Raw genomic sequence first — 12,513 nt, forward strand, 5'->3', positions numbered from 1 at the left:
GCCCGGAAGCTACGCGGCAGGCACGAGCGTGGCCGCGTGGGTCTCCTCCCCGCTGAGCGGGTCGCCCACGGCCCCCGAGATCTCGACGCTCACGACGTCGGAGACGTTGACCAGACGTGTGAACGTGTACTTTACGGTCCTATCCTCAAGTAGGTTGGCGGTGTAGTAGTTCATGTCTGCGGACTCATCGCCGTCGGACACGACCACATACGTGCTGCCGTCTGCCAGGTGCAGCACGACCTTGTCCGTGCCAGACTCCCCTCCCGCCTTCCACGCGGCGTCAACGTGAATGCTGAAGGGGCTCACCGTGGCAACGCTTCCGTCTTCTCCGGCGAACTCGCGCGCACCCACGACCTTGCTAGGGACGAAGGCATCCGAGCACTCCTCCAGGTTGGCGTAGTCGGGAGGCACGGCTCCGTTTTCGTCAACCTCACCCGTGTGCCACGAGAGCGACCAGAAGACGCCAGAGAGCACGCTGTCGAGCGATCCAAAGGTCGAGAAGTACACGGTTCCTCGGGCGGCGGTATCCGTGGAGAGCTCCTGGTCATAGACCCACCTCGCGTCAATGAGCCCGGAGACGCCCTCGCCGGTCGAAAACATGCCGAGAGAGTCGAGGGGGGCGTCATCGGCGGGCACAAACTCCACTGGCAGGCCGTACTCCGGGTTGTTCTGGAGCCCGTCCGGGTTCTCCAGCGTGAAGCTTGCCACACCACAGCCGTTCTCGTCGACGAGCATGTCCTCTATGGTGAGCGTGTAGCCGTTGCCCGTGACGGAGAGCCCCACGGCCTCCACGGAGGAGGCAAGGTCATCGGAAACGGCCGCGGGGTCGAGCGAGCCATACTCCTGGGAGTAGTTGTTGCCCATGTAGCTCCACTCGACCCTCCCGTCGGTGCCGTGATCGCCCCACACCCTGTCGAAGAAGTCTCCGCCGGCCACGGCATAGGCGACGCCCCCGGTGGCGAGCACCCCCGCCACCGCCACGCCGATCACCGCAGCCGCGGGCAACGGCCCCCTGCCTCGCCGACATCCCGCCGACGCTCGCTCCATCACGCGCTCGTAGGTGTCCTCGGCGGCGTGCATGCGCTCCATCGCCTCATGCAGCTCATTCTTCCTCATTGCACGACCTCCATCTCCCTATGGGGAATACCGTCGGCTTCCAGCATCTTCCGCAGGCGAGCCCGCGCCCGCGCGAGCCTCGTGCGCACCGTCGCGGCAGGCACGCGTAGCATGCTCGCAACTTCGCCGGTCGAGAATCCCGCGTAGTAGTGCAGCACCAGCGGGACGCGGTACTTCTCGGGCAGACGCATCACGCTCGTGAGCAGCTCGACGTGCCCGCGGCTCGGCATCTGAAGCGAGTTTGCGTACCGCTCGATGTCCTCGACGCGACGCCACGGCCGCCGGAAGAGCGACCGGCACTCGTTCACGCACACCCGCACGAGCCAGTTGCGCCGATGCGCCTCGCTCGCAAAGTCACCCTCATGCCGCAGGAGCTTGATAAAGACGTCCTGCGTCACGTCATCCGCGTCGGCCGCGTCGCGCAGATAGGTGTACGCGATGCGGAACACGAGGTCGCGGTTCTTCTCGACCGCTTGTCGAAACTCGTCGTCCTGCACGCATCCCCCTCTCTCGTGTCTTCCACCTTGGTCCCTCGCACGAGATACGCCTGGAGAGGGCGGATTGTTTCAGGCTGCCTCAAGTTTCCGGGGCAAGCGAAGCCAGACAGATGGGGCGCGGCCGGCCACAAGACCGACCGCGCCCCCTTCGGGCATATTCGGGCACGAGGCGCTACGCGCGCTCCGCGATCTCCTTCACCAGGCGCTCGGTCTTCTCCCAGCCGAGGCAGGCGTCGGTGATGGACTTGCCGTAGACGCTCCCGCCCACGGGCTGGTTGCCGTCCTCGAGGTAGGACTCGACCATGAAGCCGCGCACGAGGCCGCGAATCTGGGCGTTGCGCGCGCAGGAGTCGAGCACCTCGTGGCAGATGCGAATCTGCTCGAGGGGCCGCTTGCCGGAGTTGTCGTGGTTGCAGTCGATGATGGCCGCCGGGTTGGAGAACTTGTCGGCAGTGTACTTCTCCGCCAGGCGCTCGAGGTACTCGTAGTGGTAGTTGGGGTAGTTGATGCCGTCAAGCCCCACGTAGCCGCGCAGCACGGCGTGGGCGAGCGGGTTGCCCGTGGTGTTGACCTCCCAGTTGCGGAAGATGAAGGTCTGGCGCTGCTGGGCGGCGTAGATGGAGTTGAGCATGACGTCGGTGGAGCCGCCGGTGGGGTTCTTCATGCCCACGGGCATGGGGACGCCCGAGGCCACGAGGCGGTGCTCCTGGTTCTCCACGGAGCGCGCGCCCACCGCGATGTAGGCAAGAAGGTCGATGAGGTACTGGTAGTTGGTGGGATAGAGCATCTCGTCGGCGGTGAAGAGGCCCGTCTCCTCGACCACGCGCACGTGCATGCGGCGGATGGCCTTGACCCCCTCGAGCAGGTCGTCGCCGGACTCGGGGTCGGGGTTGTGGAGCAGGCCCTTGTAGCCGACGCCCTTGGTGCGCGGCTTGTTGGTGTAGACGCGCGGGATGACGAGGATGCGGTCCTTCACCGTCTCGGCGAGCTTGGCCAGGCGGCAGGCGTAGTCGAGCACGGAATCCTCGCGGTCCGCGGAGCACGGGCCGATGATGAGCAGCAGGCGCTCGTCCTCGCCGCGCAGGATTGCGGAGACCGCCGCGTCAAAGCCCGCCTTGCGCTCCGCCATCTCGGCGGAGAGGGGCATCTCGGCGCGGATGTCCTTGGGGATGGGCAGAAGGCGCTTGAACTTCATAGACATGCGAGTTTCCTCCATGGGGTCGGCTGCGTGCCCGTGCATTATCGCGCGCGGGGTCCTCGGGGCGCGGCGGCCCGGCGAGCTTGTCTTGAAAACGTAACCCCGGGCTCGTGAGGCACGTCCCGTCTGTGCAATCAGGCCCTTGGTGCGAAGGCCGGCCGCCGCGGTGCGCAGTCGGGCCCTTGGTGCGAAGGTCTTTTCCCGACCTGTCAGGTATGGCTACCTCTTCTACGAGCTAATTTAAAAGCTAGAGATTAACCATGCTCCCAAAACTCGCCAAAACCCGAAAAGAGGCTTCGCACCAAGGGCCCGACTGCGCACCGCGGCGGCCGGGCTTCGCACCAAGGGCCTGATTGCACACCCACGGTCCCGGACATCGCCGTCGCTGCCCCAAACCGCTACCATGGACGCGAAGCGGACCCGTCCCCGAGGAGGCACCATGCCCTGCACCACCATCCTTGTTGGAAAGCGCGCCAGCTACGATGGGTCGACCATCGTCGCCCGCAACGAGGACTCGTCGAACGGCGAGTTCTGCCCCAAGCGCCTTGTCTCGCGCCCGGCCCCCAGGGCCAAGGACGTCTATCGAAGCGTCATCTCCCACCTTGAGATAGAGCTCCCCGCAGGGGGTGTCCGCTACACCGCCCTGCCCAACGCCGACCTCAAGGAGGGGCTCTGGGAGGAGGCCGGCTTCAGCGCCCGCAACGTGGGCATGAGCGCCACCGAGACCCTCACCACCAACGAGCGCGTGCTCGCGGCCGACCCGCTCGTGCGCTACGACGAGAAGGCCGGGACGCCCGGCGGCATCGGCGAGGAGGACATGCTCACGCTCGTCCTCCCCTACATGACGAGCGCCCGCGACGGCGTCCTGCGGATGGGGGCGCTGCTCGAGGCCCACGGCACCTACGAGATGAACGGCATCGCCTTCTCCGACGCCGACGAGATATGGTGGATGGAGACCGTGGGCGGCCACCACTGGATCGCCCGCCGCGTGCCGGACGACTGCTACGTCACGATGCCCAACCAGCTCGGCATCGACGACTTTGACCTCGACGACGCCTATGGCGCGCAGGAGGAGCACCTGTGCTCCGCCGACCTGCGCGAGTGGATGGCCGCGAACCACCTTGACCTCACGATCGGCGTCTCGTCCGGGCACTTCAACCCGCGCGACGCCTTCGGCAGCCACTCGGACTCCGACCACGTCTACAACACGCCGCGCGCCTGGGCCATCCAGCGCGCCCTCAACCCGCACGCCGGCCCCTGGGACACCGCCGCGCCGGCCGCCGACTTCGGTCCCGAGAGCGACTCGATCCCCTGGTGCCGCGAGCCGGAGCGCAAGCTCACCGTCGAGGACGTGAAGTACGTCCTCTCCCTCCACTACCAGGGCACGCCGTACGACCCGTACGCCGGCGGGGAGGGGGCCGGCCGCTACCGCCCCATCGGTATCAACCGCAACAGCCAGCTCGCCGTCCTGCAGCTGCGCCCCTACGTGGCGCCCGAGCGCGCGGCGCTGCAGTGGGTCGCCTACGGCAGCAACGCCTTCAACGCGCTCGTGCCGCTCTACGCCAACGTCGACGAGACCCCGGCCTACCTCGAGGACACCACCACGCGCGTGACGAGCGAGAACTTCTACTGGGCAAACCGCCTCGTCGGCGCGCTCGCGGACGCCGCCTACGGCGCGTGCCTGCCGCATGTGGAGCGCTACCAGGAGGCCCTCACGTCCCGCTGCGCCGCGCTCGTCCGGGCCTGCGACGCCGAGGGCGGAGACCTCGTCGCCTGCAACCAGGCCATCGCCGACGAGTGCCGCCGACAGACGGAGGACCTGCTCGACAAGGTCCTCTACGAGGCGAGCATGCGCATGAGAAACGGATTCTCCCGCAGCGACAACTAGCCATCGGGCCGTCCCGGGAAAGCAGCGGGGCGAGAAGGACCGCCATCAGGTCCTTCTCGCCCCGTCTCTTGCCGCGTCGGGAGGCGCCCCGGGCCTACGCCATCACGCGGATGGCATGGTAGCCCTCGTGGACCGCGGTGAGAATCTTGCGCGGCGCCACGGCGTCGCCCACCACGGTAAGGTCGTCGACGAGGCCCTCGAGCTGGTCCTCGAGCTCGTTGTTGGAGCGATAGCCCGCTGCGATGATCACGGTGTCGGCCAGGACGCTCACGGTCTGCCCGTCCTTCTCGTAGACGACGGCGTCGTCGGTCACCTGCGTCACCTTGGCGCCGCACGCCTTGTTGACGCCGCGCTCCTCGAGCATCGCCTTGAGTGCCTGGTCGTTGTTCAGGCAGTGGCCGGCCGTGAGCAGGACGTCATCGAGCATCTCGACGATGGTCACGTTCTCGGCCTTCTCGGCCATGAACGCCGCGGTCTCGCAGCCCACGAGGCCGCCGCCGATGACCACGACGTCGCGGCCGGGCTCGCGCGTCCCCAGCAGGTAGCCGTCGGAGACCTCGGCGCGCTCGATGCCCGGGATGGGCGGCACGACGGAGCGGGAGCCGCACGCCAGGACGACCTTGTCGGCGCCGTAGGCCGCGATCTCGGCCGCGCTGGCGTCCTTGTTGTAGACCACGCGCACGCCGAGCTTGTTGACCTGCGTCTTCATGTAGTCGATGAGGCGCAGCACGTCGTGCTTGAACGTGGGCGAGCCGGCGGCCCAGAGGTTGCCGCCGAGCCGCGAGCTCCTCTCCCAGAGCTCCACGTCGTAGCCGCGCTCGGCCGCGGTGATGGCGGCCTCCATGCCGCCGGGGCCGCCGCCGATGACGAGGACGCTGCGCATGTCGTCGAGGTCCTCGACGGGCGCGGGCAGCGCGTAGTCGCGCTCGGCGTAGCACTGCGGGTTCACGGCGCAGTAGTAGTGCTTGCCGGAGAAGCCCGCGAGCAGGCACTCGTTGCAGCCGATGCAGGGGCGGATGTCGTCGGTGCGGCCCTCGCGGACCTTGTTGGCCCAGGCCGGGTCGGCGAGCGTCTGGTGCGCCAGCACCACGTAGTCGAGGGTGCCGTCCTCCACGGCGGCCTCGGCGCGCGCCGGGTCGAAGAGCTTGCCCTGCCCGAAGACCGGCACGCTCACGGCGTCCTTGATGGCGCGCACCACGCGCAGCTGGTGGCCCTCGGGCGCGTAGACCGTGGAGATGGCCTTGTACCACGCCTCGTAGCAGCCCACGTCAACGTGCAGCGCGTCCACGCCGGCACCCTCGAGGATCTTGGCCATCTCGATGCCCTCTTCGAGCTCGCGGCCGCCGGGCACGCCGTGGTACGGCGTGAACTTCACCTGGACGGGGAAGCCCGCCGGCACGTTCCTCTTGATCGCCTCGATGCACTCGAGCGTGAAGCGCATGCGGTTCTCGAGCGAGCCGCCGTACTCGTCGGTGCGGTCGTTCCACATCGTGGACTGGAACTGGTCGAGCAGGTAGCCGCCGTAGGCGTGCAGCTCGAGCGCGTCGGCGCCGGCCGCCACGGCCAGCGAGGCGGAGTAGCCCACGCGCTCCACCAGGTAGGCGATGTCCTCCTTGGCGAAGGGCTTGCAGATGAGGCTCGGGAACCAGAACGAGGGGCACGCGCCGGCGGAGTACGGCGGCGTGAAGGGGTCGGTGAACTGCTGGCGGCCGAGGCCCGGCGAGAGCTGCACGCACACCTTGGCGCCCCAGTGGTGGCAGCGGTCGACGAGCATGTTGAGGCGCTCCACGTGGTGGAAGTTGCTGAGCTCGGTGCAGGGGCGCGGCTCGTACTTGGTGGAGACCACGTTGGCGCCGGTGATGATGAGGCCGCAGCCGCCCTTGGCACGCTCCTCGAAGTAGTAGACGCCGTCCATGGTGTAGGCGCCGTCGGCCTCGCCGGTGGTGCCCATCGGGCCCATGACGATGCGGTTCTTGAGCCGCATGCTCCCGATCCGGGTCTTCTCGAACAGCCTGTTTGCCATGCTCGCCCCTTCTCTCGCTATTACTACAGTAACGCCATTCGTTACCTTGGTTAAGGGTACGACCCGCAGGGCGAGAAGAACGCGGCAGCGGGCACTTTTCGGCGGACGTCGCGTTCCGCGCCGCAGCCGTCATCTGGGGCGCACGCGGCAGGCGACGGTGTAAAGTGGGTCGGATAGCCCGCCGCACGACCGGCCCATCATGCGAGGAAGCACATGAACCGCACCATCATCTCCGCCCAGGCGCTCCGCCTCTTCCAGGAGCGCGGCTACGAGAACGTGACCGTCCAGGACATCTGCGACGCGTGCGAGATAACCAAGCCCACCTTCTACCGCTACGTGCCCTCCAAGGAGGAGCTCGTGGTGGAGGTCTACGACGACATCACGATCCGCCTCTCGCAGCGGCTGCTCGCCGTAGCGGGCTCGGGCAACTACTGGGAGCAGCTCGTCACCTGCTTTGACACCCTCTACCAGGAGAGCTCCAAGCTGGGGGCGGGCCTTTTCAGCCAGGCCATGATCGCCAACCTGCAGGAGGACCGCCACACCTTTGACATGCGCCCCTATCTCACCGAGGTCGCGGTGGACATCATCCGCCGCGCGCAGGCGGCGGGCCAGGTGCAAAACGCCGCACCGGCCGAGCGGCTCTACGAGGCGGCCTCGCACATGTTCAGCGGCTACGAGCTCCTCTGGTGCATCCGGCGCGGCGCCACCAACTGGCGCGACGACCTTCTCGCCAGCCTCGAGGCGATCTTCGAGGTGCCCGAGGAGTGGCGCGTGAGGTAGGCCCCGGCGCACCCTTCTCGCCTGCGTGACGCCCGCGCCTTCTCGCCCGCGCCTTCTCGCCGAAACAGAGCGAGCCGACAAAAACGTGTGCTCGGGGACGTCTTTTTGTCGATTGGCCCTGTCTGGGTGCCGGGGCATAGTCGGCTACGACCGGCCGAAGAACCGCCTCAGCAGCTCGGGGTAGTCCCGCGCCATCAGGCCCTCGTCCACGGCCGCGCCGAGCCGGACGCGCTTGCGCTCCGTCGGGACCATGCCGATAAACGCGCAGCCCGCCCGCAGCGAGGTCTCAAAGTCCCGCCGCGTGTCGCCCACGAAGACGGTCGTCTCCGGGCGGCCGCCCATCAGCTCGAGGACGCGGTCGACGCTCCACGTGTTGGGCTTCAGGCGCTCCGGGTGCGCGCCGTCTCGCCCCACCACCGGAAGCGGCCCGATGGACGTGCGCTCGAGGAAGGCGCCGACCGCGCGGGCGGAGTTGTTGGTCGCCACGCCGACCCGATACCCCGCGCCCCTCCAGAAGTCGACGGCCTCGGCCACGCCCGCGACCGCGGGGCCCGTCCCGGCGGCCGCCACCTCGGCGTCGGAGAGAATCTCGTCTGCCCTGAGCAGGGCCTCCGCGCGCTCCTTGGGACGGTCCGCGGTCTGCGCCAGCACGGCGTCGAAGGCGTCGAACGCGTCCAGCGCCTCGTCGAAGTCAATCGAGAGCCGCCCGAGCTCCTCACGCATCCTGTGCCTCGTTGCGGCGAGGTCATGGTTCTGGAAGAGCAGGCACATCGTCCCGTCGAAGTCCAGGATCACGCTTTCGCAGCCCCCGTGGCCAGCCCTGCGACCCACGGCCTACCTCCCCTCCCCCTCGGCGCCAGCCGGCAAGACCGGCTCCACGAGGTCGCGCTCCGACACCTCGCGAATCACGCGGCAGGGCACGCCGGCCGCGATCACGCCGGTGGGCACGTCCCGCGTGACCACGCTTCCCGCCCCGATCACGCTGCCGTCGCCGATGGTGACGCCGCCGCAGACGGTCACGTTGGCGCCCAGCCAGACGTTGTCGCCCAGCGTGATGGGGGCCGAGGTCTGGATGCCCGCCGCGCGCTGGGCGGGGTGCACCGCGTGGCCGGCGCAGGCGAGCACGCAGCCGGGCGCGATGAACGTGCCCTCGCCGATGCTGATGGGCGAGGTGTCCAGGAACGCGCAGTTGTAGTTCACGAGCGCAAAGCCATGGAAGTGGATGTTGAAGCCGTAGTCGCAGCGAAACGTGGGCTTGACCGTCGCGCGCGGGTGCCACGTGCCGAAGAGCTCGGCCAGGATCTCCGAGCGCGCCTCCGCGTCCGCGGGGTCCAGCTGGTTGAAGCGCCAGCAGAGACGCTGGGCGCGCGGCTGCAGGTCGTTGGGCATGTCGAGGTAGCTCACGGCATAGGGCGCGTCAGAGCGCATGAGGTCGAGCGCGGTCATGGGGGTCCGTTCTTCTTGGCGTTTCCGGCGCGGCCATTGTACAGCCCGGGGCGGGCGACGTGACGGCAGGCGTATCATTGGCGCAGGAGAACAGGTGGACCGCAACCGAGAGGGAGTGACCGAGATGGAGTTCACGGACGTCATCGCCAGGCGCTACTCATGCAAGAAGTATGATGAGGCCCGTCAGGTGGAGCCCGAGGCGCTCGAGAAGATCCTCGAGGCGGGCCGGCTTGCCCCTACCGCCAAGAACCTGCAGGAGCAGCGCGTCTACGTGCTGCAGAGCGCCGAGTCGCTCGCCGCCGTGGACGAGCTCACGCCCTGCCGCTACGGCGCGCCCACGGTCCTGGCCGTCGCCTTTGACACCACGAACGTCTACACCTATCCCGGCGACGCGCGCGACTCCGGCATCGAGGACGCGGCGATCGTGGCCACGCACATGGTCCTGGCCGCCTGCGACGCGGGCGTGGACAGCTGCTGGCTCAACCGCTTTGACCCGGACGTTGCCAAGGAGCGCCTGGGCCTGCCCGAGAACGAGGAGCTCCTTATGCTGCTCGACCTCGGCTACGCCGCCGAGGGCACGGGGCCGCTCCCCAACCACGAGAGCAGAAGACCACTGTCCGAGACGGTGACGTATCGGTAGGGAGCGTCCCCTATGAAGCAGCTCTACCTCATCGGCGGCACGATGGGCGTGGGCAAGACAACGGTCGCGCGGATTCTGCGCGACCGCCTGCCCGCCGCCGTCATGCTCGATGGGGACTGGTGCTGGGACGCGCGCCCCTTTGTGGTGACAGACGAGACACGCGCCATGGTGCTCGACAACATCTGCCACCTGCTGGGCAACTTCCTGCGCACAAGCACCTACCAGAACGTCGTCTTCAGCTGGGTCATGCACGAGCAGGGCATCATCGACCAGATCCTGCGGCGGCTGCCTATTGCGGAGCTGGGCTGCCGGGTGGTCTCCGTCTCCCTGACCTGCCGGGAGGACGTGCTCCGAAGCAGACTGGAAGCCGACGTGCGCGCGGGCCTGAGGGAGCCGGACATCATCGGGAGAAGCATCCAGCGGCTGTCGCTCTACCGAGAGCTCAGGACCGTACTCCTCGACACCTCAGACATGACGCCCGAGGATGTGGCGGAGGGCATCATCGAGATTGGCGCGGGGACGGGCGCGGGCTGAATTGGAGCCCGCACCCGTCCCCGTCGGTCCAACTCCCCAACTCAAAACAGTCCAACTCCCCAAGTTGCCCGTATTTTCCCAGTTAGACAGCATATACGGACGAGTGGCCAGCACTCACTTTCCCAATGGGAGCTTGAACGGAAGCATCTAGACACCTTTTCTCTCTTTCGCGGCGAATTGCTTCCTACGCGCATGGCCACAACACCGCTCGCGGATGAGTATCATCCGACTGCCGATACTATTTCAAATTATCGAGCTCGTTCTTATACCGACATCTGCGACGTCAGCAAACGGTCAGACGACGGAAAGACATCACGTGAGATTTGAGGAGGCGTGCAAGATTTGGAAAGACCCACTCTACTATCGTGTTTGTGTCTCCACAGAACCAGAGGAGCGCTGGCTCGCAGTTGGCAGGGTCTCCAAGTCGCTATACCTCTCCGCAATCATTACGTACCGAGGCGAGAACGGGGAGAGCGTCAGGATCATCTCCGCACGACGTTCCACGAAGCTTGAGATTGAGAGATACCATGGATAAGAGAATCAGCTCCCAGCAGGCAGAGGACATCTTCGACGAGGGCGGGGACGTCCTCCCCTACGCGGATGAGGCGACCTTCGAGCGGCCCCACCAGTCCCAGCGCCGCGTGAGCATAGACATGAACGAGCCCATGGTCGCTCGGCTTGACGGCTATGCGAGCGAATATGGCGTCACGCGCCAGTCGCTCATGAAGATCTGGCTGGCGGAGCGCCTTGACCAGGAGGACGATCGCAAGGCGAGAAGAACGGCGTCAGCGCCGCTCTAGCCGCAGGCCGCGCCGTCCTTCTCGCCTACTCCTCGTCCGGCTGCTGGCCGTCGTGGGCGGCCCAGGCGCACGGGCCCAGGTCAAAGCCGTCGAAGCGCGCCGTGAACGACGAGTCCTCCGGCGAGCACGCGTAGACGCCAAAGTTCACCTCGCCCGTCGCCGCCGCCAGGTGGCAGACGCGCATCTGCGAGAAGGTCACGCCGTCGCGCGAGCACTCAACGCGGAAGTCGTCCCCGCGGCGCGAGAGCCGGTACCACATCTGGCGCTCGTCCGCGGGAATCTCGGTGGTGGCCCAGTCGGACCAGCCGCCGTTGGTGACCACGCTCCCCAGGTGCTGGAAGCGCTCGTTCTCGTACTCGACGGACGCCTTGAGCCAGTTCTCCGAGTCCAGGTAGATCACGATGCCGCACTGGTCGAAGCGGCGGTGGCTCTGGGAGAAGTCCGTGCGCACCGTGAAGCTGAAGTATCTCTCGCCCGTGCGCGCCTGCAGGACGGGTGCGTTGTCGTTGCGGAAGTGGTAGTAGGTTCGCTGCCAGAGGTCGGTGTGCGGGAGCGTGGTGATCTCGAGCGCGCCGTCACGCACCGCGCACGCCGCCGGCTCGCGCGTCCAAGTGAAGTCTTTCAGGTCCATCTCCACCATGCCTCCTCCTCGCTCTCGCCCTTCGGGCTATTGTATCGTCCGCCGATGGAGGAGCGTGACAGGGGGACGGAGCGGTGACAACTCCTCCGTCCCCCTGTCACGCATCTAGAAGGCCTGGACGGAGGCGCCGAAGGTCTCCTGGAGGTATGTCGCGAAGTCGTCGCCCTTGAGGACCTCCACCAGCGCGGCGATACGCTCGTCGTCCTTCAGCTCGGGGCGCGTGGCGATGATGTTGACGTACTGCTCGCGGACGGCCGTGGAGTCGGCGTTCTCGGTCGCCACGGCGTCGTCGAGCGAAAGGCCCGCGTCAATGGCGTAGTTGCCGTTGATGATGGCAAAGTCCACGTCGGCGAGCGTGGAGGGCAGCACGGCCGCCTCCTGCTCCACGATCTTCAGGCCGTGGGGGTTGTCGGTGATGTCGTTGGCCGTGGCCGTGACGCCGGCGGCCTCGTCGAGCGTGATGAGGCCGAGGTCCTGCAGCAGGAGCAGCGCGCGCCCCTCGTTGGTGGGGTCGTTGGGCACGGAGATCGTGGCGCCGTCGGCAATGCTATCGAGGTCGTTCGAGCGGCCGGGGAAGATGCCGAACGGCTCGTAGTGGATGGCCCCGGCGTTCACGAGGTCGGACCCGTTCTCCTCGTTGTAGTTGTTGAGATAGTTGATGTGCTGGAAGTAGTTGGCGTCGAGCTCGCCGGAGATCACGTCCTCGTTGGGCTTGAGGTAGTCGGTGTACTCGACCACGTTGAGCGCGATGCCCCTCTCCTCGAGGCGCGGGGCGGCGAAGTCGTTGAGGATCTCCGCGTGCGGGCTCGGCGAGGCGCCGATGCGCAGCGTCGCGGGGCCGGCGTCGGCCGGGGCGGAGCCGGCGTCGCATGCCGCGAGCGAGCCTGCGGCCGCAAGCGCGAGGCCGGCGAGAAGGGAGCGGCGGGAAATGTTAGAGGTAACGAACTTCAT

General features: G+C 67.3%; 13 protein-coding genes and 2 pseudogenes. 6 read left to right on the forward strand and 9 right to left on the reverse strand.

Translation table 11 applies throughout. The annotated features are described in order from the left end of the window. Positions 1-9: 9 nt before the first annotated feature. The 3 genes from H6A23_RS03185 to H6A23_RS03195 all read right to left on the reverse strand — a co-directional run bounded on the left by H6A23_RS03185 (position 10) and on the right by H6A23_RS03195 (position 2,814). Positions 10-1,116 carry a DUF4179 domain-containing protein gene (locus H6A23_RS03185; protein WP_204830752.1) on the reverse strand — a complete coding sequence of 369 codons (1,107 nt, stop codon included), beginning with the start codon at positions 1,114-1,116 and terminating at the stop codon, positions 10-12. After that, positions 1,113-1,613 (reverse strand): RNA polymerase sigma factor, encoded by a 501-nt coding sequence (locus H6A23_RS03190; protein WP_204830753.1) that lies wholly within the window; start codon positions 1,611-1,613, stop codon positions 1,113-1,115. Before H6A23_RS03190 ends, H6A23_RS03185 begins: the two co-directional genes overlap by 4 nt. Positions 1,614-1,785: 172 nt before the next feature. Further along, positions 1,786-2,814, reverse strand: coding sequence for a 3-deoxy-7-phosphoheptulonate synthase (locus H6A23_RS03195; RefSeq protein WP_204830754.1), 1,029 nt, complete (start codon positions 2,812-2,814; stop codon positions 1,786-1,788). Positions 2,815-3,250: 436 nt separating this feature from the next. Here H6A23_RS03195 and H6A23_RS03200 point away from each other — a divergent pair, with 436 nt between their 5' ends. After that, positions 3,251-4,699 (forward strand): C69 family dipeptidase, encoded by a 1,449-nt coding sequence (locus H6A23_RS03200; protein ID WP_204830755.1) that lies wholly within the window; start codon positions 3,251-3,253, stop codon positions 4,697-4,699. A 94-nt stretch (positions 4,700-4,793) separates the two neighbouring features. Here the strand turns inward: H6A23_RS03200 and H6A23_RS03205 are convergent, their stop codons facing one another. Further along, positions 4,794-6,722 carry an NAD(P)/FAD-dependent oxidoreductase gene (locus H6A23_RS03205; RefSeq protein WP_204830756.1) on the reverse strand — a complete coding sequence of 643 codons (1,929 nt, stop codon included), beginning with the start codon at positions 6,720-6,722 and terminating at the stop codon, positions 4,794-4,796. A gap of 213 nt (positions 6,723-6,935) precedes the next feature. Here H6A23_RS03205 and H6A23_RS03210 point away from each other — a divergent pair, with 213 nt between their 5' ends. Beyond that, the gene (locus tag H6A23_RS03210) at positions 6,936-7,502 is read left to right on the forward strand and encodes a TetR/AcrR family transcriptional regulator (protein ID WP_204830757.1); all 567 of its coding nucleotides are present in this window, start codon (positions 6,936-6,938) and stop codon (positions 7,500-7,502) included. A gap of 144 nt (positions 7,503-7,646) precedes the next feature. Here H6A23_RS03210 and H6A23_RS03215 read toward each other — a convergent pair whose 3' ends face one another. From H6A23_RS03215 to H6A23_RS11785, 3 genes and pseudogenes are all read right to left on the reverse strand, one after another. Beyond that, positions 7,647-8,333, reverse strand: coding sequence for an HAD family hydrolase (locus H6A23_RS03215; protein WP_204830758.1), 687 nt, complete (start codon positions 8,331-8,333; stop codon positions 7,647-7,649). Between the two features lie 113 nt (positions 8,334-8,446). Next, a pseudogene (locus tag H6A23_RS11780) lies at positions 8,447-8,552 on the reverse strand (DapH/DapD/GlmU-related protein); the annotation flags it as partial. A gap of 240 nt (positions 8,553-8,792) precedes the next feature. After that, positions 8,793-9,092 (reverse strand): annotated as a pseudogene (locus tag H6A23_RS11785) (maltose acetyltransferase domain-containing protein); the annotation flags it as partial. On the opposite strand from H6A23_RS11785, the gene H6A23_RS03225 reads away from it, so the two are divergent. The 4 genes from H6A23_RS03225 (at position 9,043) to brnA (ending at position 10,922) form a co-directional block, all read left to right on the forward strand. Next, a complete protein-coding gene (locus H6A23_RS03225; RefSeq protein ID WP_353652998.1) occupies positions 9,043-9,588 on the forward strand; it encodes a nitroreductase family protein in 546 nt (181 codons plus the stop codon). The pseudogene H6A23_RS11785 and the gene H6A23_RS03225 overlap by 50 nt on opposite strands. 12 nt (positions 9,589-9,600) lie before the next feature. After that, positions 9,601-10,122 carry an AAA family ATPase gene (locus tag H6A23_RS03230; protein ID WP_204830759.1) on the forward strand — a complete coding sequence of 174 codons (522 nt, stop codon included), beginning with the start codon at positions 9,601-9,603 and terminating at the stop codon, positions 10,120-10,122. A gap of 214 nt (positions 10,123-10,336) precedes the next feature. Further along, positions 10,337-10,657 carry a BrnT family toxin gene (locus tag H6A23_RS11640; RefSeq protein ID WP_353652999.1) on the forward strand — a complete coding sequence of 107 codons (321 nt, stop codon included), beginning with the start codon at positions 10,337-10,339 and terminating at the stop codon, positions 10,655-10,657. Next, positions 10,650-10,922: a type II toxin-antitoxin system BrnA family antitoxin gene (gene brnA / locus H6A23_RS03240; RefSeq protein WP_204830761.1), complete on the forward strand. Its 273-nt coding sequence runs from the start codon at positions 10,650-10,652 to the stop codon at positions 10,920-10,922. The genes H6A23_RS11640 and brnA overlap by 8 nt, the downstream gene beginning before the upstream one ends. Positions 10,923-10,947: 25 nt before the next feature. Here brnA and H6A23_RS03245 read toward each other — a convergent pair whose 3' ends face one another. Together H6A23_RS03245 and H6A23_RS03250 are read right to left on the reverse strand one after the other, a co-directional pair. Further along, positions 10,948-11,562 carry a DUF1349 domain-containing protein gene (locus H6A23_RS03245; protein WP_286165773.1) on the reverse strand — a complete coding sequence of 205 codons (615 nt, stop codon included), beginning with the start codon at positions 11,560-11,562 and terminating at the stop codon, positions 10,948-10,950. A gap of 105 nt (positions 11,563-11,667) precedes the next feature. Beyond that, positions 11,668-12,513, reverse strand: coding sequence for a MetQ/NlpA family ABC transporter substrate-binding protein (locus tag H6A23_RS03250; RefSeq protein WP_204830762.1), 846 nt, complete (start codon positions 12,511-12,513; stop codon positions 11,668-11,670).

This window comes from Olsenella uli, from assembly GCF_016900775.1.
Classification (GTDB): domain Bacteria; phylum Actinomycetota; class Coriobacteriia; order Coriobacteriales; family Atopobiaceae; genus Thermophilibacter; species Thermophilibacter uli_A.

Bases quoted from the DNA above. Each gene is read 5' to 3' on its own strand.
- H6A23_RS03205 (WP_204830756.1), bottom strand. From the start codon at position 6,722: ATGGCAAACAGGCTGTTCGAGAAGACCCGGATCGGGAGCATGCGGCTC.
- H6A23_RS03250 (WP_204830762.1), bottom strand. From the start codon at position 12,513: ATGAAGTTCGTTACCTCTAACATTTCCCGCCGCTCCCTTCTCGCCGGC.
- H6A23_RS11640 (WP_353652999.1), top strand. From the start codon at position 10,337: ATGAGTATCATCCGACTGCCGATACTATTTCAAATTATCGAGCTCGTT.
- H6A23_RS03200 (WP_204830755.1), top strand. From the start codon at position 3,251: ATGCCCTGCACCACCATCCTTGTTGGAAAGCGCGCCAGCTACGATGGG.
- brnA (WP_204830761.1), top strand. From the start codon at position 10,650: ATGGATAAGAGAATCAGCTCCCAGCAGGCAGAGGACATCTTCGACGAG.
- H6A23_RS03230 (WP_204830759.1), top strand. From the start codon at position 9,601: ATGAAGCAGCTCTACCTCATCGGCGGCACGATGGGCGTGGGCAAGACA.
- H6A23_RS03210 (WP_204830757.1), top strand. From the start codon at position 6,936: ATGAACCGCACCATCATCTCCGCCCAGGCGCTCCGCCTCTTCCAGGAG.
- H6A23_RS03195 (WP_204830754.1), bottom strand. From the start codon at position 2,814: ATGTCTATGAAGTTCAAGCGCCTTCTGCCCATCCCCAAGGACATCCGC.
- H6A23_RS03185 (WP_204830752.1), bottom strand. From the start codon at position 1,116: ATGAGGAAGAATGAGCTGCATGAGGCGATGGAGCGCATGCACGCCGCC.
- H6A23_RS03245 (WP_286165773.1), bottom strand. From the start codon at position 11,562: ATGGTGGAGATGGACCTGAAAGACTTCACTTGGACGCGCGAGCCGGCG.